Below are 24,175 nucleotides of genomic sequence, written 5' to 3'. Positions count from 1 at the left end.
ACGGGTCCGATCGGGTGTGCCCGGGTACCGTCTCGCCATCCGGATCAAGGATCGAGAGGGGCTGCCGTGTTCAGCAAGGTACTCGTCGCCAACCGCGGGGAGATCGCCGTCCGCGCGTTCCGGGCCTGTGCCGAGCTGGGTGCGTCGACCGTGGCGATCTACCCGTACGAGGACCGCAACTCGCTGCACCGCGCGAAGGCCGACGAGAGCTACCAGATCGGCGAGGAGGGCCATCCGGTCCGCGCCTACCTCTCGGTCACCGAGGTCATCCGGGCGGCGAGGAAGGCGGGTGCCGACGCCGTCTACCCCGGCTACGGCTTCCTGTCGGAGAACCCCGAGCTGGCCGAGGCCTGCGAGGAGGCGGGCATCACCTTCGTCGGCCCGCCGGCGAGCGTGCTGCACCTGACGGGCAACAAGGCCCGGGCCGTGGCCGCGGCCCGCGAGGCCGGGGTGTCGGTGCTCGGGTCGTCCGAGCCCTCCGACGACGTGCCGACGCTGCTCGCCGCGGCCGAGGACGTCGGGTTCCCGATCTTCGTCAAGGCGGTCGCGGGCGGCGGGGGGCGCGGGATGCGCCGCGTCCAGGAACCCGGAGAGCTGCGCGAGGCGATCGAGGCGGCGATGCGCGAGGCCGAGTCGGCCTTCGGCGACGCCACGGTGTTCCTGGAGCAGGCCGTGGTGAACCCGCGCCACATCGAGGTGCAGATCCTCGGTGACGCCGAGGGCAACGTCGTGCACCTCTACGAGCGCGACTGCTCGGTGCAGCGTCGCCACCAGAAGGTCATCGAGATCGCCCCCGCGCCCAACCTCGACCCGGAGCTGCGGGAGAGGATCTGCGCCGACGCCGTCGCGTTCGCCAACCACATCGGCTACGTCAACGCGGGCACGGTGGAGTTCCTGCTCGACGAGCGCGGCCACCACGTCTTCATCGAGATGAACCCGCGGATCCAGGTGGAGCACACCGTCACCGAGGAGGTCACCGACCGCGACCTGGTGATCGCCCAGCTGCGCATCGCCTCCGGTGAGACGCTGCCCGGACTGCGGCTGCGCCAGGAGGACATCACCCTGCACGGTGCCGCGCTGCAGTGCCGCATCACCACCGAGGACCCGTCCAACGGGTTCCGCCCCGACACCGGGACGATCAGCAACTACCGGTCCCCCGGCGGGCCCGGCGTCCGGCTCGACGGCGGCACCACGCACACCGGGGCCGAGGTCAGCGCCCACTTCGACTCGATGCTGGTCAAGCTGACCTGCCGCGGCCGCACGTTCCGCACCGCGGTGCGGCGGGCGAAGCGCGCCGTGGGGGAGTTCCGGATCCGCGGGGTCTCCACCAACATCCCGTTCCTCTCCGCCGTGCTCGCCGACCCCGACTTCCAGGCCGGGCAGGTCACCACCAGCTTCATCGAGGAGCGCCCCGAGCTGCTGACGGCCCGCCAGCCCGCCGACCGCGGCACGCGGCTGCTCACCTTCCTGGCCGAGACCACGGTGAACCGGCCCAACGGGGAGCGCCCCAAGGTCGTCGAGCCCGTCGAGAAGCTGCCGGTGTGCGACCTCGACGCCGCGGCGCCGGACGGCTCGCGCCAGCTGCTGCGCGAGCTCGGGCCCGAGGGCTTCGCGGCGCGGCTGCGCGCGCAGGAGGCCGTGGCCGTCACCGACACGACGTTCCGCGACGCCCACCAGAGCCTGCTGGCCACCCGCGTCCGCACCCGCGACCTGCTCGCCGTCGCCCCCCACGTGGCGCGCACCGCGCCGGAGCTGCTGAGCCTGGAGTGCTGGGGCGGGGCCACCTACGACGTGGCGCTGCGGTTCCTGGCCGAGGACCCGTGGGACCGGCTCGCCGCGCTGCGCGAGGCCGTGCCCAACATCTGCACGCAGATGCTGCTGCGCGGGCGCAACACCGTCGGCTACACGCCGTACCCGACCGAGGTCACCGACGCCTTCGTCGAGGAGGCGGCGCGCACCGGGATGGACATCTTCCGGATCTTCGACGCCCTCAACGACGTCGCCCAGATGCGCCCGGCGATCGACGCCGTGCGGAACACGGGCACGGCCGTCGCGGAGGTGGCGCTGTGCTACACCGGCGACCTGTCCGACCCCGCGGAGCAGCTCTACACCCTCGACTACTACCTGCGACTGGCCGAGCAGATCGTCGACGCCGGTGCGCACGTGCTGGCGATCAAGGACATGGCGGGCCTGCTGCGCCCGCCGGCCGCGCGCACGCTGGTGACGGCGCTGCGCGAGCGGTTCGACCTGCCGGTGCACCTGCACACCCACGACACCCCGGGCGGGCAGCTGGCCACGCTGATCGCGGCGATCGAGGCGGGCGTGGACGCGGTGGACGGCGCCGTCGCCAGCATGGCCGGGACGACCAGCCAGCCGTCGCTGTCGGCGCTGGTCGCCGCCACGAACCACACCCCGCGGGCCACCGGGCTCTCGCTCACCGCGGTGGGCGACCTGGAGCCGTACTGGGAGGCGGTGCGCAAGGTCTACAAGCCGTTCGAGTCCGGCCTGGCCTCGCCGACCGGGCGCGTCTACCACCACGAGATCCCCGGCGGGCAGCTGAGCAATCTCCGGCAACAGGCGATCGCGCTGGGCCTGGGCGACCGGTTCGAGCTGATCGAGGACTGCTACGCCGCGGCCGACCGGATGCTGGGCCGGCTGGTCAAGGTGACCCCGTCGTCGAAGGTGGTGGGCGACCTCGCGCTGCACCTCGTCGGCGCGGGCGTGGAGCCCGCCGACTTCGAGTCCGACCCCGGCGACTTCGACGTGCCCGACTCCGTCATCGGGTTCCTGCGCGGCGAGCTGGGCGACCCGCCCGGGGGCTGGCCCGAGCCGTTCCGGACCCGCGCGCTGGAGGGCCGCTCGCCGGAGAAGGAGTCGGTCGAGCTGTCCATCGACGACCGCCGCGGCCTGATGTCCGAGGACGACGGGGGCGCCGCCCGCCGCGCCACGCTCAACCGGCTGCTGTTCCCGGCCCCGACCACGGAGTTCCTGGCCCACCGCGAGACCTACGGCGACACCTCGGTGCTGTCCACGAAGGACTACCTCTACGGCCTGGAGCCCGAGCTGGAGCACTCCGTCGAGCTGGAGCCCGGCGTGCAGCTGCTCATCGAGCTGGAGGCCATCTCCGAGGCCGACGAGCGCGGCTACCGCACCGTGCTGACCACGCTCAACGGGCACCTGCGCCCGGTGACGGTGCGCGACGAGTCGGTCGAGAGCGACGTCAAGGCCACGGAGAAGGCCGACCGCGGCAACGACGCCCACCTCGCCGCCCCGTTCGCGGGCGTGGTCACGCTGCAGGTGGGGGAGGGCGACGCGGTCGACGACGGGCAGACCGTGGCCACGATCGAGGCGATGAAGATGGAGGCCTCGATCACCGCCCAGCGCTCGGGCACCGTCAAGCGGCTGGCGATCGGCGAGGTCCAGCAGGTGGAGGGCGGGGACCTGCTGCTGGAGCTGGAATGACCCGCATCATCGCCGGGACGGCGGGGGGGCGGCGCCTGACCGTCCCCCCGGCGGGGACGCGACCCACGTCCGACCGGGTGCGGGAGGCCCTGTTCAGCGCGCTGCAGCACGACCCCGGCCTCGACGGCGCCGCGGTGCTCGACCTGTGTGCGGGGTCGGGCGCGCTGGGGCTGGAGGCGCTCTCGCGCGGGGCGGCGCACGCGCTGCTGGTGGAGTCCGACCGCCGGGCCGTCGCGGTGCTGCGGCGCAACGTCGCCGACCTCGGCCTGCCGGGTGCGGAGGTCCGGGCCGCGCCCGCGGGCACCGTGCTGGCGGCGACCGCGCCCCGGCCGTTCGACGTCGTGCTGGTCGACCCGCCCTACGACGTGCCCGACGCCGAGGTCGGCGGCTGGCTCTCCGACGCGGCCGGGCACGGCTGGCTGGCCGCGGGGGCGGTCGTCGTGGTGGAGCGCCGGGCCGGGCGCGGGCGCGACGGGGGGAGCTTCGACTGGCCCGCGCCGCTGGTGGCGGTCCGGCAGCGGCGCTACGGCGAGACGGTCCTGTTCACCGGCGAACGTCAGTAGGCCTGCACGGCCAGGCCCGCGGCCAGCCCGAGCCCGGCCAGCGCGATGCCCACCCGCAGCGGGGCGGCCGGCAGGCGGCGCACGATCGCCGGCCCGAGCCAGCCGCCGGCGAGTAGACCGAGGGCCAGCGGCGGCACCGCCCACCACGCGACGGCACCGAACAGCACGAAGCCGATCGCGGCCATCGCGTTGGCCAGGCCGAGCAGCACGGCCTTCAGCGCGTTGCCGCGGGGGAGCGAGACCGGCAGCCCGACCAGGATCAGCGCCAGGATCAGCACCCCGGCCGCGGCGCCGAAGTACCCGGCGTAGACCGCGGTCGCGAACAGTCCGGCCAGGACGCCCGGCCCGGCCCGGTGTGAGCCGCGGCGCGCGGCGTACGCCCGGATCCGGGGCTGGAACAGCAGGACCAGCGCCGCGCCCCCGACCAGGAACGGCACGATCCGCTCGAACGCGCCGGGCGGGGTGAGCAGCAGCAGCCCGGCGCCCGCCGCCCCGCCCGCCACGGTGATCGGGGCGAGGCGGCGCAGCGTCGGCGCCTGCCCGGTGAGCTCGGGACGCGACCCGGCCGCCTGCCCGATCGTGGAGAACGCCAGCGCCACGGTGTTGGTGACGTTGGCGGTGGTGGCCGGCAGTCCGACCGCGAGCAGCGCGGGGTAGGAGAACAGCGACGCCAGCCCGGCGACCGACCCGGACAGCCCCGCCGCGAAGCCGGCCACGACGAGCCCCAGGAACGTCACGGTCGGGACGTTCCTGCGACCGGGGCGTGCCTCACGCCCGCGGCAGGGTGGCCGCGAAGAGCGATTCCAGCGCCGCCCAGTGCCGCTGGGCGGCGGCCTCGTCGTAGGCGGGGGTGTCGGGCACCGCGAAGCCGTGGGCCGCGGGATAGGTCTCGATCGTGTGGGTCACCCCGGCCCCGGTGAGCGCCTTCTCCAGCCGGTCGCGCGCGGCGTCGTCGAACGACCTGTCGTCGGTGGCCCCGGCGACGTAGACGGTGGAGCGGATGTCGGCGGCACGGTGGTGCGGGCTGTCCGGGTCCTCCTCCGACGCCAGGCCGCCGCCGTGGAACGAGGCGGTGGCGGTGATCCGGTCCGGCCGGTGCGCGGCGACGACCAGCGACGCGCGGCCGCCCATGCAGTACCCGGTGGTGCCGACCGCGTCGCCGGAGACCTCGGAGGCGTCGGAGAGGAAGTCCAGGAACGCGTCGAGGTCGCTGCGGTACATCGCCGCGGTGACGCTGCGCACCATCCCCATCAGCCGGGCGCGCTCGTCGGCGTCGGAGAACGCGGTGGCCATGTCGAACGGGGCCCAGCCGGGGGTGCGGTGGTAGACGTCGGGCAGCAGCACCGCGTACCCGTCACCGGTGGCGGCGAGCCGGTCGGCCATCGCGCGCATCGTCTCGCGGGTGCCGCCCGCGTCCGGGTAGAGGATCACCGCGGGCCAGGGCCCGGGGCCCTCGTCGGGCAGGTGCAGGGTCACGGGGCAGTCGCCGTCGGGGGTCGGGACGACGTGGTCGAGTACGGGCACGGGTCGAGTTCTACTCCGGACGGCGTCGCCGTGCCCGCCGGGTAGGGTTCCCGGCCATGAGGCGCGCGGTCTGCCCCGGTTCGTTCGATCCCGTCACCAACGGGCACCTCGACATCATCGGGCGCACCGCCCCGCTGTTCGACGAGCTGGTGGTCGCGGTGCTGGTGAACAAGTCCAAGAAGGGCATGTTCACCCTCGAGGAGCGCATCGAGATGCTGGCCGAGCAGACGGCCGCCTACCCGAACGTCCGGGTCGACTCCTTCCACGGCCTGCTCGTCGACTACTGCGTGGCCCACGACATCCGCGCGATCGTCAAGGGCATCCGGGCGGTGTCGGACTTCGACTACGAGCTGCAGATGGCGCAGATGAACCACCGGCTCTCCGGCGTCGACACGCTGTTCATGCCGACCGGGCCCGAGTTCAGCTTCATCGCCAGCTCGCTGGTGAAGGAGGTCGCCACGTTCGGTGGCGATGTCGCGCACCTGTTGCCCGCGGCGGTACACGAGCGGTTGCTGGAGCGCATCGCCGAACATGCCTGATCACCCGATCGGAACTTGACACGCGGGCGCACGCTCAATACGCCGTCCGGCGGTGCGCCGGTGGGAGGATGCCTGCGTGTACCGGGTCTTCGAATCACTCGACGCGCTGGTGACCGTGGTCGAGGAGGCCCGGGGCGTCCCGATGACCTCCAACTGCGTGGTGCCCCGCGGCGACGTCCTCGAGCTGCTCGACGACGTGCGGGAGGCACTGCCGGGGGAGCTGGACGACGCCCAGGACGTGCTCGACCGCCGTGACGACATCGTCGGCGAGGCCGAGCGCGAGGCCGAGGCGGCCCGGTCGGGTGCGCAGGCCGACGCCGAGCAGATGCTCGCCGACGCCCAGGCCGAGGCGACGCGGCTGGTCGAGCAGGCCCGCGCCGAGGCCGAGCAGACCCTGGCCCAGGCCCGGCACGAGGCCGAGCGCGCGGTGGTCGAGGGCAGGAGGCAGTACACCGAGCTCACCGACCGGGCCCGCGCCGAGGCCGAGCGTCTCGACGCGGCCGGGCGCGCCGCCTACGACCGCTACACCACCGACGGGCTCGCCGAGCAGACGCGGCTGGTGTCGCAGACCGAGGTGGTGCGCACCGCCCACGCGGAGGGGGCACGGGTAGTCGACGCGGCGGAGGCCGAGTCGGACCGCCTGCGGCGCGAGTGCGACGCCTACGTCGACGCGAAGCTCGCCGAGTTCGAGGAGACCCTGGGCAAGGCGCTGCGCACCGTCGGCCAGGGCCGCAACCAGCTCTGGCGCGGCGCGGGCGGCCCCGCCCCGGCCGCGCCCGGCTACGGCCGCACCGGCACCGGGATGGACCTGATCGACTGATCGCGATCCGGCCACGCACCGGGTACGTCACGCTACTGTGCGTCCATGGCGCGACGGGTCGAACCGGACCCCGCGGGCTGGTGGGAGCGGTACGGGCATCGCCTGGCGCCCCCACCGGGTGGGCCGAGTGCGGGGGATGCAGTGGAGACGTGGGGCGGCGACGTGCAGGCGGGCCGGCACACCGCGGGCGAGCTCACCGACGACATGATCGTGCGCCGCCGCGCCGACGTGCCCGGGGAGGGCTGGCGGCTGCTGCTGCACCGCCTCAGCGGGGGGCTGGTGAACCCCGGCCCGAGCGAGCTGGAGCGCACGCGCCGCCAGCTCGTGCACCGGCTGCGCCGCCCGTTGACGGCCACCCACCGCATCGCGGTCACCTCGATCAAGGGCGGGGTCGGCAAGACCACCGTGGCCACCTGCCTGGGCCTGGCGCTGGCCGAGCACCGGGGCGACCGGGTCGTCGTCCTCGACGCCAACCCCGACGCCGGCACCCTGGCCGACCGCCTCACCGGCGAGTCCTCGGTGACGGTCCGCGAGCTGCTGCGCGACATCGACCGCATCCACTCCTGGGCCGACATCACCCGCTACACCAGCCTCGCCGGCCGGTTGCAGGTGCTGGCCTCCGAGCAGGACCCGGCGTCGAGCGACGCGTTCAGCCGCACGGAGTACGAGCAGGTCAGCACGGCGCTGTCGCGGTTCTTCAACATCGTCATCACCGACTCGGGCACCGGGCTGGTGCACTCCGCGATGGAGGGCACGCTCACCCTGGCCGACAGCGTGATCATCGTCGGGGCGCCCACCGTCGACGGGGCCAGCCGGGCCAGCAAGACCCTCGACTGGCTGCTCGCCCACGGCCATCCCGAGCTCGCCCGCAACGCCGTCGTGGTGCTGTCGTGCGACCGCACCAGCGACGAGGTCGACGCCGGGCGCATCCGCGAGCACTTCGCCGCCCGCTGCCGCGCCGTCGTCGAGATCCCGCACGACCCGCACCTGGCCACCGGGGGTCGCGTGGAGCTGGCCCGCCTGCGCCCCCGCACCCGCGACGCCTTCCTCGGGCTCGCCGCGCTGATCGCCGACCGGTTCGACCGCGCCGTCCCCGACGTCCCGCCCGGTCCGTCCCCCGCGGCCCCGCCCCTCCCGCCGGGCCCCCCGCCGTCGCAGACGCCTCCCGCCGGACCGGGCCCCACCGGACCGGGGCGGCCCGGCTTCCCCCCGGGACAGGTCCCGCCCGCTCCACAGGGCCCCCGCGCCGCGGGCCCGCCTCCGCCCGGCTCCGGCACCCACCCGACCTGACGCCCCTACCCGCCCCGGCCCGACGGGTCCGGGTGGTCCGCGCACCCCGGTGCCCCACGCGCACCGTCGACGGTGCGCGGGACGCGAATCGGTGCGCGCGGGTCGCACCGGGGCGCGAGACGCGGACCGACGTGCGGCGCCGGGGCGGGAACCCGGTGGCCGCGGGGGCCTACCCTGGTCGACGTGAGCGCACACCGTCCCGCCGCCCGAGGCCCCGTGAGTCCCTGGGCCTTCGGCACCCGGGAGCTCGGCCGCCGACCGGGCGCCATGAAGTCCTACACCCGCACCGTCCCCGCCTCCGGCGAGCCCGAGCGGCTCGGCCTGGAGACCATCGGGGTGCCCGAGGGCAGCCCCGTCGAGCTCGAGGTGCGGCTGGAGTCGGTCACCGAGGGGATCTACGTCTCCGGCTCCGCGCACGCCGCGCTGGAGGGGGAGTGCGCCCGCTGCCTCGACCCGTTGACCGACGAGATCACCGTCGAGCTGGGCGAGCTGTTCGCCTACCCCGACAGCGTCACCGACGAGACGACCGACGCCGACGAGCTCCCGCGCGTGGCCGACGACCAGGTCGACGTCGAGCAGATCGTGCGTGACGCGCTGGTGCTGGACCTGCCGCTCTCGCCGCTGTGCCGCCCCGACTGCGCCGGGTTGTGCGTCGGGTGCGGGGAGAAGTGGGCCGACCTCGCGCCCGACCACGGGCATGAGACACTTGACCCTCGTTGGGCCGCTCTGCGTGAGCGCCTGCCTGCCGACTGAGACCCACAGTCGGAAATCGAGCACTGCTAGGAGATTCATCGTGGCCGTTCCGAAGCGCCGGATGTCGCGGTCGAACACGCGCTCGCGTCGGTCGCAGTGGAAGGCCACTGCCCCCACGCTCGCCGCCTGCTCGAACCGCGCCTGCCGCGCCGTCAAGCCCCTGCACGTGGCGTGCCCGACCTGCGGGCAGTACGACGGTCGCCAGGTCGTCAGCCCGGCCTGATCACCGGATCTTCGTGTCAGGACACGGCCGGCAGGGGCCCACGGAAGACCGTGGGCCCCTGCTGCGTGCCCTGGGCGTCGACCTGGGCGACGGCCTGCTGGTCCTGGCGCTGACCCACCGCAGCTACGCCTACGAGAACGGCGGGCTGCCCACCAACGAGCGCCTGGAGTTCCTCGGCGACTCGGTGCTGAGCATCGTCGTCACCGAGCGGCTCTACGTCGAGCACCCCGACCTGCCGGAGGGGCAGCTCGCGAAGCTGCGCGCGAGCGTGGTCAACATGCACGCGCTCGCGGGCGTCGCGGAGACGCTGGGGCCCGACGGGCTCGGCGCCTACCTCTACCTCGGCCGCGGCGAGGAGATGACCGGCGGGCGCACCAAGTCGAGCATCCTGGCCGACGCCACGGAGGCCCTGATCGGCGCGGTCTACCTGGAGCACGGCCTGGAGCCCGCCCGGGAGATGGTGCACCGCCTCTTCGACGCCCTGCTGGTCTCGGCGCCGCTGCTCGGCGCCGGTCTCGACTGGAAGACCAGCCTCCAGGAGTTCACCGCCGCCGCCGACCTCGGCGTGCCCGAGTACCGCATCACCGAGGACGGTCCCGACCACCTGAAGGTGTTCACGGCCACGGCGGTGGTGGCCGGTCGCGACCTGGGCACCGGTGACGGGCGCACCAAGAAGGAGGCCGAGCAGAAGGCGGCCGAGCTGGCCTGGCGCACGCTGACGGCCGAGGCCGCCACGGGCTCGCCCGCCTCCTGACCGGCCGTGCCCGAGCTCCCCGAGGTCGAGGTGGTCCGTCGGGGCCTGGCCGACCACGTGCTCGACCGCACGATCGTCGCCGTCGACGTCGCCCATCCGCGCGCCGTCCGCCGGCACGTGGCGGGCGGCCCGGACTTCGCCGCCCGGCTCGCCGGCCGCGAGATCACCGCGGCCCGCCGTCGGGGCAAGTACCTCTGGCTCGAGGTCGGTGGCGACGAGGCCGTGCTCGCCCACCTCGGCATGAGCGGGCAGATGCTCGTCGCCGACGCGGACCGGCCCGACGAGAAGCACCTGCGGGTCCGGCTGCGGTTCGCCGACGGCGGCCCCGAGCTGCGCTTCGTCGACCAGCGCACCTTCGGCGGGCTGTCGCTGCACCCCGTCACCGGTCCGGACCGGCTGCCCGAGCCGGTGGCGCACATCGCGCGCGACCCGATGGACCCGGCCTTCGACCTCGACGCCGCCGTCGCCGGGATCCGGCGCCGCCGCACCGGGCTCAAGCGGGCGCTGCTCGACCAGACCGTCGTCTCGGGCATCGGCAACATCTACGCCGACGAGGCGCTGTGGCGCGCCCGGCTGCACGGCGAGCGGCCCACCGAACGCCTCACCCGCGCGCAGGGCCGGGCGGTGCTGACCGCGGCCGCCGAGGTGATGGACGCCGCGCTCCTCGCGGGCGGCACCTCCTTCGACGCGCTCTACGTCAACGTCAACGGCGCCTCGGGCTACTTCGACCGCTCCCTGGACGCCTACGGGCAGGCCGACCGGCCGTGCCGGCGTTGCGGCACCCCGATCCGCCGGGAGAGCTTCATGAACCGCAGCAGCTTCAGCTGCCCGCGCTGCCAGCCCCGGCCCCGCGTCACAGCCACCCGCGGCGCTTGAAGCTCAGGTACAGCCCCAGCCCCAGCAGCACCATCAGGCCCACCGCGAACGGGTAGCCCAGCGCCCAGTGCAGCTCGGGCATGACGTCGAAGTTCATGCCGTATATCGAGGCGACGAGCGTGGGCGCGAACAGGATGGCCGCCCACGACGAGATGCGCTTGACCTGCTCGTTCTGGTCGTAGCCCGCCTGCGTCATGCGGGCCATCTCGTCGTTCTGCCGCTGCCCGACCAGCGCGGCGTTGACGGTGAGGATGTTGGTGAGCAGCGTGCGGAAGCCGTCGATGCGCTCCATGACGCGGGTGGCGTGGTCGGCGACGTCGCGCAGGGCCCGCCGCAGCTCCAGGTCCGACGGACCGGCCTTCTCCTTGAGCCGCTCGCGCAGCTCGACGAACAGCGTCTCCAGCGGCTCGACGGCCCGCTGGAACTCGATCACCTCGCGGGTCAGGGTGTAGATGCGCCGCGAGACGCCGGGATCGCCGCCGAAGACCTGCACCTCGATCTCGTCGATGTCGTCCTGCAGCCCGTCCAGGACGGGGGCGTAGTCGTCGACGACCTTGTCCAGCACCGCGTAGAGCACGGCGTAGGGCCCGTGCTCGAGCAGGCCGGGATCGGCCTCCAGCCGCTTGCGGACCGCGCCGAGATCGGGCTCCTCGGCGTGCCGCACCGTGATCACGAAGTCCGTCCCGACGAACAGGTGCACCTCGCCGATCTCGACGACCTCGTCGCGGTCGACGTAGCGAGCCGGGCGCAGCACCACGAACAGCAGGTCGCCGTAGCGCTCCAGCTTGGGCCGCTGGTGGGCGGTGACGGTGTCCTCGACGGCGAGACCGTGCAGGTCGAACTCCTCGGCGACGGCCTGCACCTCGGCCTCGCCGGGCCGCAGCATGCCGATCCAGCAGAAGCTGTGCCCGTCGGAGGGGCAGGCCTTGAGCTCCTCGAAGGTGTGGTCGAGCGAGGTCGGCTCCACCGCGCGCCTGCCGTCGACGTAGATGGCGTTGTCGACGACGGACATCGCGTCACCTCGTTCCGGTCGGGGCCGGTCGCGCCCGCCGCGCGCCCCCGGCAGAGCCTAACCGTGGGGGGATCAGCGGCCGAAGTTCTGCACCCAGTGGTCGCCGTCGGGGGTGTGGCCGACGCCGATGGTGGCGAAGTCGCAGTCCAGGATGTTGCGGCGGTGGCCGGGGGAGTTCATCCACGCCTCGACGACCTCGGCCGCGCTCCGCTGGCCGCGCGCGATGTTCTCCCCGCCCGGCGCGGGGTGGCCCTCCGCGCTGATCCGGTCGTCGAACCGGCGCCCGTCGCGGCTGACGTGGTCGAAGTAGCCCTGCGCCGCCATGTCCTCCGCGTGGCCCTGTGCGGCCGCGGCGAGGCGGGCGTCGGTGGCGAGGGGCTCGCAGCCGGCGTCGGCGCGCTCGGCGTTGGTCAGCTCCACGACCTGCGTCGCGGGCCCGCGGTCCGGCTCAGGTCCGGGAGTCGGCTCGGGCTCCGGGGTCGGGGTCGGGGTCGCGGTGGTCGTCGGGGCCGGGGAGGTGGTCGGCGCGGGGATCCTCGTCGGCACGACCGGGAACGGCACGATCGTGCGCCGGGGCCGCGGGGCGGGGGTGGGGGCCGGCGCGGGGGCGACCAGCGGCGTGCCGAGCGCGGTGTCGACGGCGTCGGGCAGCGCGGCGGGCGGGGCGAGGGCGACGACGGTGCCCATCACGACCGCGCCGGCGGCGAGCCCGGCGAGCAGGGGAGCCGTGCGACGCCGGAGGCTGATCACGGCGGGTAACCTAGCAGCCTTGTGAGCACCAACACCGATTCCACCATCCGGCTCACCGCCTGGGTCCACGGCCACGTCCAGGGGGTCGGGTTCCGGTGGTGGACCCGCTGCCGGGCGCGGGAGCTCCAGCTCGTCGGCGAGGCCCGCAACCTGCGCGACGGCCGTGTCGCCGTGATCGCGGAGGGTGACCGTCGCGGCTGTGAACGGTTGCTCGCGCTGCTGCGCGGCGACCGGACGCCCGGGCGCGTCGACGAGGTCGTCGAGCAGTGGGGCGAGGCGAGGGGCGGGTTCGACGGGTTCGTCGAGGCCTGAGACCTGGTGCGCCGGGCCCTGCACGGTCACGATGTCCCGGTGACCACGACGGGACGACCGACCATCGACACAGCCGTCCTGCAGCGGCGGATCGTGGGGGTGCTCGTCGTCGCGCAGGTGCTCGGCGGGGTGGGGGTGGCCACGGGCATCGCGCTGGCGAGCCTGAGCGCCGCGGACCTGTCGGGGTCCGACGTCGTCGGCGGTGCGGCCCTCACCGCGATGGTCGTCGGCACCGCGCTCGCCGCGCTGCCGGTCTCCCGGCTCGCCGCGCGGTCCGGACGGCGCCCTGCGCTGGTGCTGGGCTACGGCGCGGGCGCGGTGGGCGCGGCCGGGGCCGTCGGCGCGCTGGCGATCGGCAGCTGGCCGCTGCTGCTGGCCGCGCTGGTGCCCTTCGGCGCGGCGTCGGCGGCGGGGCTCGCGGCCCGGTTCGCCGCCACCGACCTGGCCGAGCCCGGCGCCCGGGCCCGCGCGCTGGCCGTCGTGGTCTGGGCGGTCACGGTGGGCGCGGTCGCCGGCCCCAACCTCGCGGGCCCGATGCAGACGGTGGCCGAGGCGATCGGGATGGAGCCGCGGACCGGCCCGTTCCTGCTGGCCACGGTGGCGTTCGCGGTGGCGGCGCTCGTCGTCGGGGCGGGGTTGCGGCCCGACCCGCTGCTGCTCGCCCGCGAACGGGAGGCGGCAGCCGCGCCCGCCACCGCGCCCGCGGTCCCGGCCCGCAGCGCCTGGGCCGCGGCGCGGGAGCACCCGGCGGCGCTGCTGGCGATCGGGGCGATCGCCGTGTCGCACCTGCTGATGGTCGGGCTGATGTCGCTGACGCCGGTGCACATGGACCACGGCGGGGCGTCGGTGTCGGTGGTCGGGCTGGTGATCAGCCTGCACGTCGCGGGCATGTACGTGCTGAGCCCGGTGTTCGGGGCGCTCGCCGACCGCTGGGGCCGTCGGCCGGTCCTCGCCGTGGGCGCGGCGCTGCTCGTCGCGGCGGGCCTGGTCGCGGGGCCCGCGGCCCCCACCGACCACGGGTCGCTGACCGTCGGGCTGATCGCGCTCGGTCTGGGCTGGTCCGCGGCGCTGGTCGCCGGGTCGGCCCTGCTCACCGACGCGGTGCCGCTCGCGGACCGGCCGCGGGTGCAGGGCCTGTCCGACGTCGCGATGAACGTCGCCGGAGCGGTCGGGGGCGTCCTCGCCGGGGTGCTCGTCGCCGTCGCCGGGTACGGGGTGCTGGGCACCTCGGTCGCGGTCGTCGCGGTGGCGCTGCTGGCCACCGTCCTGCTCGGTGCGGGGCGAGGGGCGCGCGGGGGGTCCCGGCCCGGTCGTTAGGCTGCGGACCCGCCGAACGGGAGAGCCGTGCACCTCAAGAGCCTGACGCTGAAGGGCTTCAAGTCCTTCGCCTCGGCGACGACGCTGCGCCTGGAGCCGGGGATCACCTGCGTGGTGGGCCCCAACGGCTCGGGCAAGTCCAACGTCGTCGACGCCATCAGCTGGGTGCTCGGCGAGCAGGGGGCGAAGGCGCTGCGCGGCGGCAAGATGGAGGACGTCATCTTCGCCGGGACGTCCGGCCGGGCGCCCCTGGGCCGCGCCGAGGTGACGCTGACGATCGACAACTCCGACGGGGCGCTGCCCATCGAGTACTCCGAGGTCTCGATCACGCGGCGGATGTTCCGCGACGGCGCGGGCGAGTACGAGATCAACGGCGCGCACTGCCGGCTGCTCGACATCCAGGAGCTGCTCTCGGACTCGGGCATCGGCCGCGAGATGCACGTCATCGTCGGGCAGGGCCAGCTCGACTCGGTGCTGCAGAGCAAGCCCGAGGACCGCCGCGCCTACATCGAGGAGGCCGCGGGCGTCCTCAAGCACCGCAAGCGTAAGGAGAAGGCGCTCCGCAAGCTCGACGCGATGCAGGCCAACCTCACCCGCCTCACCGACCTGACGGCCGAGCTGCGCCGCCAGCTCAAGCCGCTGGGCCGCCAGGCCGAGATCGCGCGCAAGGCCCAGAGCGTGCAGGCCGACCTGCGCGACGCCCGCCTGCGCCTGTCCGCCGACGACCTCGTGACCCTGCGCGACGCGCTGGCCCGCGAGGAGGCCGACGAGTCCGCGGCCCGGGCCCGCCGCGCGGAGGTCGAGGAGCAGCTGTCCGTCGCGCGGGTGGAGCAGGAGCGGCTGGAGTCCGCGCTGGCCGCCGACGCCCCGCGCCTGGCCGCCGCGCAGGACACCTGGTACCGGCTCTCGGCACTGGCCGAGCGCCTCTCCGGCACCGTCCGGCTCGCGCAGGAACGAGGCCGCCACCTCGCCGCGTCGGCGCAGGAGCGGGCGCCCGGGCGCGATCCCGACCAGCTCGACGCCGAGGCCGACGCCGTCGCCGAGCAGGAGGACGAGCTCGTCGCGGCCGTCACCGAGGCCCGGGGTCTGCTCGCCGAGCTGCTGGAGACCCGCGCCGAGCACGAGCGGACGCTGCAGGCCGCCGAGCGCGCCCACCGGGCCGCGGTGCGGGCGCTGGCCGACCGGCGCGCCGGGCTGGCCACCCTCGCCGGTCGCGCCGAGGCGATGCGCAGCACCGCCGCCGCCACCGCCGACGAGATCGAGCGCCTCTCCGACGCCCTCGCCGAGGCCGAGGCGCGCACGGCGGCGGCGCAAACCGAGCTGGACGCCGCGGGTGACGCCGTCGACCCGGGTGACGTGCCCGCCGAGCTGGAGCAGCGCCGGGCCGGTGCGGCCGAGGCGCACGACGGGGCGCGGCGGCGCGTCGCCGAGCTGGTGGCGCAGGAGCGCGCGGCCGAGCAGCAGCGCGCGCACTGGCGGGCCCGGGTCGACGCGCTGTCGGTCGGGCTCGCGCGCCGGGACGGCTCCGCCACGCTGCTCGACGAGGACGGCGTGCTCGGCACGGTTCCCGGCCTGGTGGCGGTGGAGCCGTGGGCCCGCACCGCGGTCGCCGCGGTGCTGGGGGAGCTGGCCGACGCCGTGGCGGTGGCCGACGCGGAGTCCGCGGTGGCCGCCCTTCGCCTGCTCCGCACCCGCGACGAGGGGCGGGCGGCGCTGGTGGTGGGCCCGTCCCCCGAACTGCAGGAAGGCCACCTTCCCGCAGCAAGGTTGCATGAAGGTGGCCTTCCTGCAACGGCGCGGTGGGTGGCCGACGGGGTCTCCGCCGACGGGGCGGCCGGGGCCGCCGTGCGGCGGCTGCTCGACGGCGTCGTGCTCGTCGACTCCCTCGACGACGCCGCCGCCGTGGTCGCCGCAGACCCGGCGCTGACCGCCGTCACCGCCGAGGGCGACGTGCTCGCGCCCGCCCGGGCGTCCGGCGGGTCGGGCACGGCGACCAGCGCACTGGACGTCCAGGCCGCCGTCACCGAGGCCGCCGACGCGCGCGACCGGGTCGAGCAGGAGCTCGCCCGGCTGCACCCGGCGCTGGAGGGGGCTCGGGCGGAGGAGGCGGCGCGGCTGGCCGACGTCGAGGCGGCGCGGCAGGCCGCGGACGAGGCCGAGCGGCGCCGGTCGGCGGCGTCCGCGCAGCTGGGGCGGATGGAGCAGGCGGTGCGCTCGGCCGCGGCGGAGGCGCAGCGGCTGCGTGAGCGGCGCGACACGGTCGAGTCCCGCCGCTCCGAGGCACTGCTCGCGCTGGAGGCCGCCGAGCAGCAGCTCGCGATCGCCGAGGACGAGCCGGTCGACGACGAACCCGACACCGAGCTGCGCGACGCCGCCGCCGACGCGCTGGAGTCGGCCCGGTCCTCCGAGGTCGACGCCCGGCTCTCGCTGCGCACGGCCGAGGAACGGGCGCGGGCGATCTCGGGGCGGGCGGAGTCGCTGCGCCGCCAGGCGTCGTCGGAGCGGCTGGCGCGGCAGCGGGCGGCCGCCGCGCGGGAGGCGCGCGAGCGCGGGGCCGCGGTGGCGGCGCTCGTCGTCGAGGCGGGGGAGACGGCGTGCGCGCGGATCGCGGGCTCGCTGGCCGCGGCCGCCACCGAGCGCGACGCCGCGGCCGCCGCCCGCGACGCCCGTGAGCGCGAGCTGGGCGAGGCCCGGCTCACCGCGCAGCGGCTGACCGCGCTGATGGAGAAGCTCACCGACAGCGTCCACCGCGACGAGGTGCTGCGCGCCCAGTCGCGGCTGCGGCTGGAGCAGCTGACGGAGAAGGTCCTCGCCGACCACGGCCTGGGCGTCGAGGACCTGGTCGCCGAGTACGGGCCCGACGTCCCCGTCCCGGCCTCGCTCGCCGAGACCGCGGAGTACGAGGCGGCGCGCGAGCGGGGCGAGGACGTCAGCGCGCCCCCCGCGATGCCCTACGACCGCGCCACCCAGGAGCGCCGGGCCTCGCGGGCGGAGAAGGACCTCGCGCTGCTCGGCCGCGTCAACCCCCTCGCGCTGGAGGAGTTCGCCGCACTGGAGGAGCGCTACCGCTTCCTGTCGACGCAGCTGGAGGACCTGAAGAACACCCGGCGCGACCTGCTCACCGTCGTCCGCGAGGTCGACGACAAGATCCTCGAGGTGTTCGCGCAGGCCTACGAGGACGTGGCGCGCGAGTTCGCGATCGTGTTCGACACCCTGTTCCCCGGCGGCGAGGGCCGGCTGGTGCTCACCGACCCCGAGGACATGCTCACCACCGGTGTCGAGGTGGAGGCCCGCCCGCCCGGCAAGAAGGTGAAGCGGCTGTCGCTGCTCTCGGGCGGCGAGCGCTCGCTGACGGCGATGGCGCTGCTGGTCGCGATCTTCCGCGCCCGCCCGTCGCCGTTCTACATCCTCGACGAGATCGAGGCGGCCCTCGACGACGTCAACCTGCGCCGGCTGATCAGCCTCATGGAGGAGCTGCGCGCGACGAGCCAGCTCATCGTCATCACCCACCAGAAGCCGACGATGGAGGTCGCGGACGCGCTGTACGGCGTCGCCATGCGCGGCGACGGCATCACCACGGTGATCAGCCAGCGGCTGCGGCCCGCCTCCTGAGCGACGCCCGTCGGCGGGGCATGACAGGGTGGTCCGGTGACCCCGGAGACCTTGTGGATCGTCGTCGCGGTCGTCGTGGCCGTGCTGCTCGTCGCCCTCGTCGCGGGACTGGTCCTGCGCAGCCGGCGGCGGATCAGCCTGCGCCAGGCCGAGGAGCTGGAGCGGCGCGACGACCCGTCCGCCCCGCCCCGCCGCGGGGGTACCTACCAGGCGGGCGGGGGCTTCTCCTTCGCCCCGGGCACCGGGGCCGCCACCCCGCCGCAGGCCCCCGGGCGCCCGCGGCACGGCGACACCACGCTCCCCGGCAGCACGCCCCCCGACAGCACGCCACCCGACACCACCCCCGCCCCGCCCGCGTCCGACGCGGGCGGCGCGACCCCGGCCGTCGACGACGCCGCCCCGCCGGTCGAGCCCGCATCTCCCGTCGAGGAGGCGCCCCGGGTCGAGCCCGCCCCGCCGGTCGAGCCCGCCCCGCCCGCCGACGGGGCCCCGCCCGCCGAGGCCCCGCCACGCGAGGCCGCCCCGCCCGCAGCCCCGCCCGCCGCAGGGGCCCCGCCGGTCGACACCGCTTCGCCCGCAGCCGACGCCCCACCGCGTGAGTCGGCCCCGCCGGCCGAGCCCGCCCCGCCCGCCGAGCCCGCCCCGTCCGCCCCGCCCGCCGAGGCGGCGCCGCCCCGCGACGTCGCACCGTCCACGAACGGTTCGGCCCCCGCCGCGCCGCCGGCCCTCGTCGAGGAGATCGCACCGCCCGGCGGCCGCCTGGAGCGCCTGCGCGGCCGCCTGGCCCGCTCCCGCTCCGGGTTCGGGCAGGGCCTGCTGGGCCTGCTCGGGGCGGGGGAGCTGGACGAGGAGTCCTGGGAGGACGTCGAGGCCACGCTGCTGCAGGCCGACCTCGGCCCCGAGACCACCGCCGAGCTGGTCGACACCCTGCGCACCGAGCTGGCCGCCCGCGGCGTCCGCACGGCCGAGCAGGCGCGGCAGCTGCTGCACGACGTCCTCACCGCGGCGCTGCGGCCCGAGCTCGACCGCTCGGTCCGCGCCCTCCCGCACGACGGGCGGCCCGCGGTGCTGCTGGTCGTCGGGGTCAACGGCACGGGCAAGACCACGACCACGGGCAAGCTGGCCCGCGTGCTGGTCGCGGGCGGCCACCGGGTGGTGCTCGGCGCGGCCGACACCTTCCGCGCCGCCGCCGCCGAGCAGCTCGTCACCTGGGGCGAGCGCGCGGGAGCCACCGTCGTGCGCGGGCCGGAGGGCGCCGACCCGGCGAGCGTCGCCTTCGACGCGGTGAAGCAGGGCACCACCGAGAGCGCCGACGTCGTGCTGCTCGACACCGCGGGCCGCCTGCACACCAAGACCGGCCTGATGGACGAGCTGGACAAGATCAAGCGGGTCGTCACGCGCCAGGCCGAGGTCGACGAGGTGCTGCTCGTCCTCGACGCCACCACCGGCCAGAACGGGCTCACCCAGGCCCGGGTGTTCGGCGACGTCGTCAAGGTCACCGGCATCGTGCTGACCAAGCTCGACGGCACGGCCAAGGGCGGCATCGTGTTCCGGGTGCAGCGCGAGCTGGGGGTCCCGGTGAAGCTCGTGGGCCTGGGCGAGGGGGCCGACGACCTGGCCCCCTTCGAGCCCGCGGCCTACGTCGACGCCCTGCTGCGCTGACCGCGTCATCCGGATGTAACCCGCCCGGGCCCCTCGTTCACCTTCCGGAAACACCGGTGGAGGGTGCCGGAAACACGCCGATTCGATAGTTCCCGCACCAGCCGCGGAATCCGTCCATACCGGACGGAGCGCGGCTCAGACGGGAAGGAGTCGACGTGCCTGGAGTGCCCGATACCGGCGATACCGCCTGGATGATGACGGCGACGGCCCTGGTGTTGCTCATGACACCGGGACTCGCGCTGTTCTACGGCGGCATGGTGCGCAGCAAGAGCGTGCTGAACATGATGATGATGAGCTTCGCCTCGATCGGCCTGGTCGGCGTCCTGTGGGTGCTCTACGGCTACTCGATGACGTTCGGGACGAGCGTGGGTGACGCCGGCATCGTCGGCGACCCCGGCCAGTTCCTGGGCCTGCAGGGCCTGACGGCCGGCACCTACCTGGCCGACGCCGAGGCCGGCACCGACGTGGCCGTCCCGCTCGTGGGGACGATCCCGTCGCTGGTGTTCGTCGGCTTCCAGGCCACGTTCGCGATCATCACCGTGGCCCTGATCTCGGGTGCGGTCGCCGACCGCATGAAGTTCGGCTCCTGGCTGGTCTTCGCCGGCATCTGGGTGTCGGTCGTCTACTTCCCGGTCGCGCACTGGGTCTTCAACTTCGACGACGTCACCGCGGGCGCGGGCGGCTGGATCGCCAACGACCTCGCCGCGATCGACTTCGCGGGCGGCACGGCCGTCCACATCAACGCCGGTATCGCCGCGCTGGTGCTGGCCATCGTCCTGGGCAAGCGCCGCGGCTGGCCGCGCGAGCCCATGCGCCCGCACAACCTGACGCTGGTCATGCTCGGTGCCGCGCTGCTGTGGTTCGGCTGGTTCGGCTTCAACGCCGGTTCCGCCGTCGGCTCGGGGGCCATCTCCGGGTTCGCGTTCCTCAACACCATCGTCGCCACCGCGGCCGCGATGATCGCCTGGCTGCTCGTGGAGCGCTTCCGCGACGGCCACCCGACCAGCCTCGGCGCCGCCTCCGGTGTCGTCGCGGGCCTCGTCGCGATCACCCCGGCCTGTTCCTCGGTGTCGCCCATGGGCGCCATCGCGGTCGGTGCCATCGCCGGTGTGCTCTGCGCCCTGGCCGTCGGCCTGAAGTTCCGCTTCGGCTTCGACGACTCGCTCGACGTCGTCGGCGTGCACCTCGTCGGCGGTCTCGTCGGCACCCTGCTGATCGGCTTCTTCGCCACCGCCGACTCCCCGGCCGGTGTCGCGGGCCTGTTCTACGGCGGCGGGGCCGACCAGCTGTGGCGCCAGGCCGTCGGTGCCGTCGCGGTGCTCGTCTACTCGGGCGTCGTCACGGCGATCATCGCCTTCGCGTTGAAGTTCACGATCGGGCTGCGCGTCTCCGACGAGGACGAGATCACCGGCATCGACGAGACCGAGCACGCGGAGTCGGGCTACGACTTCTCGACCCTCCGCGGCGGCAGCGGCCTGCGCCCGTCCGCCGGTGCGTCGACGCAGTCCGCCCGCGACCACGAGCCGGCCACCGCCGGTCAGGAGGTCTGAGAGATGAAGCTGGTCACGGCGATCGTCAAGCCGTTCGTGCTGGAGGACGTGAAGGGTGCGCTCGAGCAGATCGGCATCCTGGGCATGACCGTCAGCGAGGTCCAGGGGTACGGCCGGCAGAAGGGCCACACCGAGGTCTACCGCGGCGCCGAGTACTCCGTCGACTTCGTGCCGAAGGTCCGCGTGGAGGTCGTCGCCGACGACGCCCTCGCGGAGAAGGTCGTGGACGCCGTCGTCGAGGCCGCCCGCACCGGCAAGATCGGTGACGGCAAGGTCTGGGTGACCCCGGTCGAGAGCGTCATCCGGGTGCGTACCGGCGAGCGCGGAACCGACGCGATCTAGCTCCACCGTCTCGTCACCGGGCCCGCCCTACCTCCTCGCAGGTACGGCGGGCCCGGCCCCTTTCCCGGAGATTGTCCGGTTCGTCACCGATCGGAGAAGCGCAATGATGCTCGTGACGGCGATCGTGAAGCCGTTCGCCCTGGCCGACGTCCGCTCCGGACTGGAGTCGCTCGACGTCACCGGGATGACCGTGAGCGAGGTGTCCGGCTACGGTCGGCAGCGCGGGCACACCGAGGTCTACCGCGGGGCCGACTACCAGGTCGACTTCGTGCCGAAGGTCCGCGTGGAGGTCGTCGTCGAGGACGGGGTCGTGGACAAGGTGATCGAGACCGTGCTGTCCGCCGCGCGCACCGGCAAGATCGGCGACGGCAAGGTGTGGGTGACCCCGATCGAGACCGTGGTGCGGGTCCGCACCGGTGAACGTGGCGCCGACGCGCTGTGAGCGACACGATCGCGGTGTCGTCCGCGGGCGACGCACAGGACCTGGTGCGCGCCAAGGCCGTACTGCTGCAGTCCGGTGACACCAAGCGGCGCCTGTCGCCCGAGGCGCTGCGCACCGCGCTGGTCGACCTGCACGACTTCTGGCTCGCCTCGCGCTGCGCCGCGATCGGGCTCGGCGAGCGGGCCTCGCTCGTCGCGGTGGGGGCGCTGGGGCGCCGTGAGCTCGCGCCGTGGTCGGACCTCGACCTGGTGCTGCTGCACGACGGCCGCAAGGACATCGACCGGATCGCCGACCAGCTCTGGTACCCGCTGTGGGACGCCGGGATCGGGCTCGACCACTCCGTCCGCACGCCGGGGCAGGCCGTCCAGGTGGCGGCCACCGACCTGCGGGCCGCGTTCGGCCTGCTGGAGATCCGCCACATCGCCGGTGACACCGCGCTCACCGACTCCGTCCGCGCGTCGGTCCGGCAGGCCTGGCGCGCCGGCATCCGCAGCCGCTTCGACGAGATCGTCGAGTCCGCCCACGGGCGCTGGCGCAAGGTCGGCGACGTCGCGCACCGGGTCGAGCCCGACCTGAAGAACGGCCACGGCGGCCTGCGCGACATCCAGCTCGTCGACGCGCTCGCCGCCGCCCAGCTCGTCGACCGCCCCGCCGGTGACGTGCCGGAGGCCCAGCGCCTGCTGCTCGACGTCCGCACGGAGCTGCACCGGCTCGCCGGCCGCGCCCGCGACGTCCTGCGGGCCCAGGATGCCGACGAGGTCGCCGCGGTGCTGGAGCTGGGCGACCGCTTCGAGCTGGCCCGCGCGCTGTCCGGCGCCGCCAGGGCGGTGGCGTTTTCCGCGGAGACCGGCCTGCGCTCGGCGAAGGGCGCGCTGCCGCGCCGGGGCCTCGCGGCGCTGCGCCGCAGCCCGGTGCGCCGCCCGCTCGACTCCGGCGTCGTCGAGCACGCGGGGGAGGTGGCACTGGCCCGTGACGCCGCCGCGACGCGCGACCCCGCCCTGGTGCTGCGGGTCGCGGCCACCGCGGCGCGCACCGGGCTCCCGGTCGCCGCCGGCACGCTGCACCGGCTGGCCGACACCGCGCCCGAGCTGCGCGAGCCGTGGCCGCGCGACGCGCTGGGCGAGCTGCTGTCGCTGCTGGGCACCGGGCGCCCGCTCGTCGACGTGGTGGAGGCGCTGGACCGCACCGGCCTGTGGGGGCGGCTGTTCCCCGAGTGGGGTGCGGTGCGCGACCTGCCGCCGCGCGACCGCGCCCACGTGTGGACCGTCGACCGGCACCTCGTCGAGTCCTGCGCGCAGGTGGCCCGGCTGACCACGCGCGTCGCCCGGCCCGACCTGCTGCTGGTCGGCACGCTGCTGCACGACATCGGCAAGGGCCGCGGCGGCGACCACTCGGTGGTGGGGGAGTCGCTCGCCGTGCAGGTCGGGCGCCGGCTCGGGTTCACCGAGCCCGACGTCGCCGTGCTGGGGGCGATGGTCCGCCACCACCTGCTGCTGCCGCACACCGCGACCCGCCGCGACCTGGAGGACGCGGCCACCGTCACGCGCGTGGTCGAGACGCTGCAGGACGCGGTGGGCGCCTCCGCCGGGCTGGTGCTGGACCTGCTCACCGCGCTGGCCGAGGCCGACTCGCTGGCCACCGGTCCGGGCGTGTGGAGCCCGTGGAAGAAGACGCTGATCGGCGACCTGTCGCGGCGCTGCCGGGCGCTGATCGCCGGCGAGCCGCTGCCGGTGCCACCCGCGGACGGCGACCGGGAGCTGGCGGCGGCGGTGCGGGCCGACCAGCGCGTGCAGGTGCGCTTCGTCGACGAGGACACCCCGGCCACGGTGGTGGTGGCGGTGCCGGCGGCGAAGGGGTCGCTGGCCGCCGCCGCGGGCGTGCTCGCGCTGCACTCGCTGGAGGTGCACGCGGCGGAGGTGTCCACCACCGGCGACGTCGCGGTGCTCCGGTTCACGGTCTCGCCGCGCTTCGGCGGGCTCCCCGATCCCGCGCTGCTGCGCACCGACCTGGGCCGGGTCGTCGACGGGTCGCTGGTGCTGGCCGAGGCGCTGGCCCGCAAGGAGCGCGACTACGCCCCGACGCACTCCTCGGAGCCCGTCGCGCCGCCCCGGGTCCTGTGGTTCGACGACGAGGCCACCGGCGCGGTCGTGCTGGAGCTGCGCGGCACCGACCGCATCGGGCTGTTGCACCGTGTCGCCGCCGCGCTGGAGGACTGCGACGCCGAGCTGCGCTGGGCGCGGGTCGCGACGCTGGGGTCCTCGGTCGTCGACTCGTTCTCCCTGGGCGGGCCCAACGGCGACGGCGCCATCCGCACGGCCGACCGCCGCCGGATCGAACGGGCGGTGCTCGCCGCGGTCGGCTGAGGGGTGAGC

The 24,175-nt window shown here is 75.1% G+C and carries 21 protein-coding genes; 17 read left to right on the top strand and 4 right to left on the bottom strand.

Annotation, left to right across the window (positions count from 1 at the left end; genetic code table 11):
- The first annotated feature begins 66 nt into the window (after positions 1-66).
- Together PHY01_RS16450 and rsmD are read left to right on the top strand one after the other, a co-directional pair.
- The gene (locus PHY01_RS16450; RefSeq protein WP_141279650.1) at positions 67-3,462 is read left to right on the top strand and encodes a pyruvate carboxylase; all 3,396 of its coding nucleotides are present in this window, start codon (positions 67-69) and stop codon (positions 3,460-3,462) included.
- Positions 3,459-4,025, top strand: a complete 567-nt coding sequence (rsmD, locus tag PHY01_RS16445; RefSeq protein WP_141279649.1) for a 16S rRNA (guanine(966)-N(2))-methyltransferase RsmD — start codon at positions 3,459-3,461, stop codon at positions 4,023-4,025. The genes PHY01_RS16450 and rsmD overlap by 4 nt, the downstream gene beginning before the upstream one ends.
- Here the strand turns inward: rsmD and PHY01_RS16440 are convergent.
- Both PHY01_RS16440 and PHY01_RS16435 read right to left on the bottom strand, forming a co-directional pair.
- Positions 4,019-4,762, bottom strand: coding sequence for a sulfite exporter TauE/SafE family protein (locus tag PHY01_RS16440; protein WP_141279647.1), 744 nt, complete (start codon positions 4,760-4,762; stop codon positions 4,019-4,021). The genes rsmD and PHY01_RS16440 overlap by 7 nt on opposite strands.
- 31 nt (positions 4,763-4,793) lie before the next feature.
- Positions 4,794-5,549 carry a dienelactone hydrolase family protein gene (locus tag PHY01_RS16435; RefSeq protein WP_141279645.1) on the bottom strand — a complete coding sequence of 252 codons (756 nt, stop codon included), beginning with the start codon at positions 5,547-5,549 and terminating at the stop codon, positions 4,794-4,796.
- A 56-nt stretch (positions 5,550-5,605) separates the two neighbouring features.
- Between PHY01_RS16435 and coaD the strand changes: the two genes are divergently transcribed.
- The 7 genes from coaD to mutM all read left to right on the top strand — a co-directional run bounded on the left by coaD (position 5,606) and on the right by mutM (position 10,804).
- Complete coding sequence (coaD, locus tag PHY01_RS16430) at positions 5,606-6,088, top strand: pantetheine-phosphate adenylyltransferase (RefSeq protein WP_141279643.1); 483 nt, start codon at positions 5,606-5,608, stop codon at positions 6,086-6,088.
- Between the two features lie 76 nt (positions 6,089-6,164).
- Positions 6,165-6,908 (top strand): DivIVA domain-containing protein, encoded by a 744-nt coding sequence (locus PHY01_RS16425; RefSeq protein ID WP_141279641.1) that lies wholly within the window; start codon positions 6,165-6,167, stop codon positions 6,906-6,908.
- A gap of 45 nt (positions 6,909-6,953) precedes the next feature.
- Entirely contained in the window at positions 6,954-8,198 is a 1,245-nt protein-coding gene (locus PHY01_RS16420; protein WP_246085947.1) for a MinD/ParA family ATP-binding protein, read from the top strand.
- 216 nt (positions 8,199-8,414) lie between these two features.
- Positions 8,415-8,951 (top strand): YceD family protein, encoded by a 537-nt coding sequence (locus PHY01_RS16415; RefSeq protein WP_370467303.1) that lies wholly within the window; start codon positions 8,415-8,417, stop codon positions 8,949-8,951.
- A 40-nt stretch (positions 8,952-8,991) separates the two neighbouring features.
- A complete protein-coding gene (gene rpmF, locus PHY01_RS16410; RefSeq protein ID WP_141279639.1) occupies positions 8,992-9,174 on the top strand; it encodes a 50S ribosomal protein L32 in 183 nt (60 codons plus the stop codon).
- Positions 9,175-9,187: 13 nt separating this feature from the next.
- On the top strand, positions 9,188-9,928 hold the full coding sequence (gene rnc, locus PHY01_RS16405; RefSeq protein WP_141279637.1) for a ribonuclease III: 741 nt from the start codon (positions 9,188-9,190) through the stop codon (positions 9,926-9,928).
- A 6-nt stretch (positions 9,929-9,934) separates the two neighbouring features.
- Positions 9,935-10,804 carry a bifunctional DNA-formamidopyrimidine glycosylase/DNA-(apurinic or apyrimidinic site) lyase gene (mutM, locus tag PHY01_RS16400; protein ID WP_141279635.1) on the top strand — a complete coding sequence of 290 codons (870 nt, stop codon included), beginning with the start codon at positions 9,935-9,937 and terminating at the stop codon, positions 10,802-10,804.
- Here the strand turns inward: mutM and PHY01_RS16395 are convergent.
- Both PHY01_RS16395 and PHY01_RS16390 read right to left on the bottom strand, forming a co-directional pair.
- Positions 10,782-11,816, bottom strand: a complete 1,035-nt coding sequence (locus PHY01_RS16395; protein ID WP_141279634.1) for a magnesium and cobalt transport protein CorA — start codon at positions 11,814-11,816, stop codon at positions 10,782-10,784. The two genes, mutM and PHY01_RS16395, sit on opposite strands and share 23 nt — an antisense overlap.
- Before the next feature lie 72 nt (positions 11,817-11,888).
- On the bottom strand, positions 11,889-12,566 hold the full coding sequence (locus PHY01_RS16390) for a CAP domain-containing protein (RefSeq protein ID WP_246085946.1): 678 nt from the start codon (positions 12,564-12,566) through the stop codon (positions 11,889-11,891).
- 21 nt (positions 12,567-12,587) lie between these two features.
- Between PHY01_RS16390 and PHY01_RS16385 the strand changes: the two genes are divergently transcribed.
- From PHY01_RS16385 to PHY01_RS16350, 8 genes are all read left to right on the top strand, one after another.
- A complete protein-coding gene (locus PHY01_RS16385) occupies positions 12,588-12,878 on the top strand; it encodes an acylphosphatase (protein WP_141279632.1) in 291 nt (96 codons plus the stop codon).
- Between the two features lie 39 nt (positions 12,879-12,917).
- The gene (locus PHY01_RS16380) at positions 12,918-14,195 is read left to right on the top strand and encodes an MFS transporter (RefSeq protein ID WP_141279631.1); all 1,278 of its coding nucleotides are present in this window, start codon (positions 12,918-12,920) and stop codon (positions 14,193-14,195) included.
- Between the two features lie 27 nt (positions 14,196-14,222).
- Positions 14,223-17,807, top strand: coding sequence for a chromosome segregation protein SMC (gene smc / locus PHY01_RS16375; RefSeq protein ID WP_141279629.1), 3,585 nt, complete (start codon positions 14,223-14,225; stop codon positions 17,805-17,807).
- A 36-nt stretch (positions 17,808-17,843) separates the two neighbouring features.
- A complete protein-coding gene (ftsY, locus tag PHY01_RS16370; RefSeq protein WP_141279628.1) occupies positions 17,844-19,469 on the top strand; it encodes a signal recognition particle-docking protein FtsY in 1,626 nt (541 codons plus the stop codon).
- A gap of 191 nt (positions 19,470-19,660) precedes the next feature.
- The gene (locus tag PHY01_RS16365; RefSeq protein ID WP_141279744.1) at positions 19,661-21,019 is read left to right on the top strand and encodes an ammonium transporter; all 1,359 of its coding nucleotides are present in this window, start codon (positions 19,661-19,663) and stop codon (positions 21,017-21,019) included.
- A gap of 3 nt (positions 21,020-21,022) precedes the next feature.
- Positions 21,023-21,361, top strand: a complete 339-nt coding sequence (locus PHY01_RS16360; protein ID WP_141279627.1) for a P-II family nitrogen regulator — start codon at positions 21,023-21,025, stop codon at positions 21,359-21,361.
- Positions 21,362-21,464: 103 nt separating this feature from the next.
- A complete protein-coding gene (locus PHY01_RS16355; protein ID WP_141279626.1) occupies positions 21,465-21,803 on the top strand; it encodes a P-II family nitrogen regulator in 339 nt (112 codons plus the stop codon).
- Positions 21,800-24,166, top strand: coding sequence for a [protein-PII] uridylyltransferase (locus tag PHY01_RS16350; protein WP_141279625.1), 2,367 nt, complete (start codon positions 21,800-21,802; stop codon positions 24,164-24,166). Before PHY01_RS16355 ends, PHY01_RS16350 begins: the two co-directional genes overlap by 4 nt.
- Positions 24,167-24,175 lie beyond the last annotated feature (9 nt).

The sequence above is a fragment of the Pseudonocardia hydrocarbonoxydans genome, from assembly GCF_006539565.1.
Taxonomy (GTDB): domain Bacteria; phylum Actinomycetota; class Actinomycetes; order Mycobacteriales; family Pseudonocardiaceae; genus Pseudonocardia; species Pseudonocardia hydrocarbonoxydans.
Note: the sequence above shows the minus strand (reverse complement) of the source record. Positions and strands in the feature narration are given on the sequence as shown.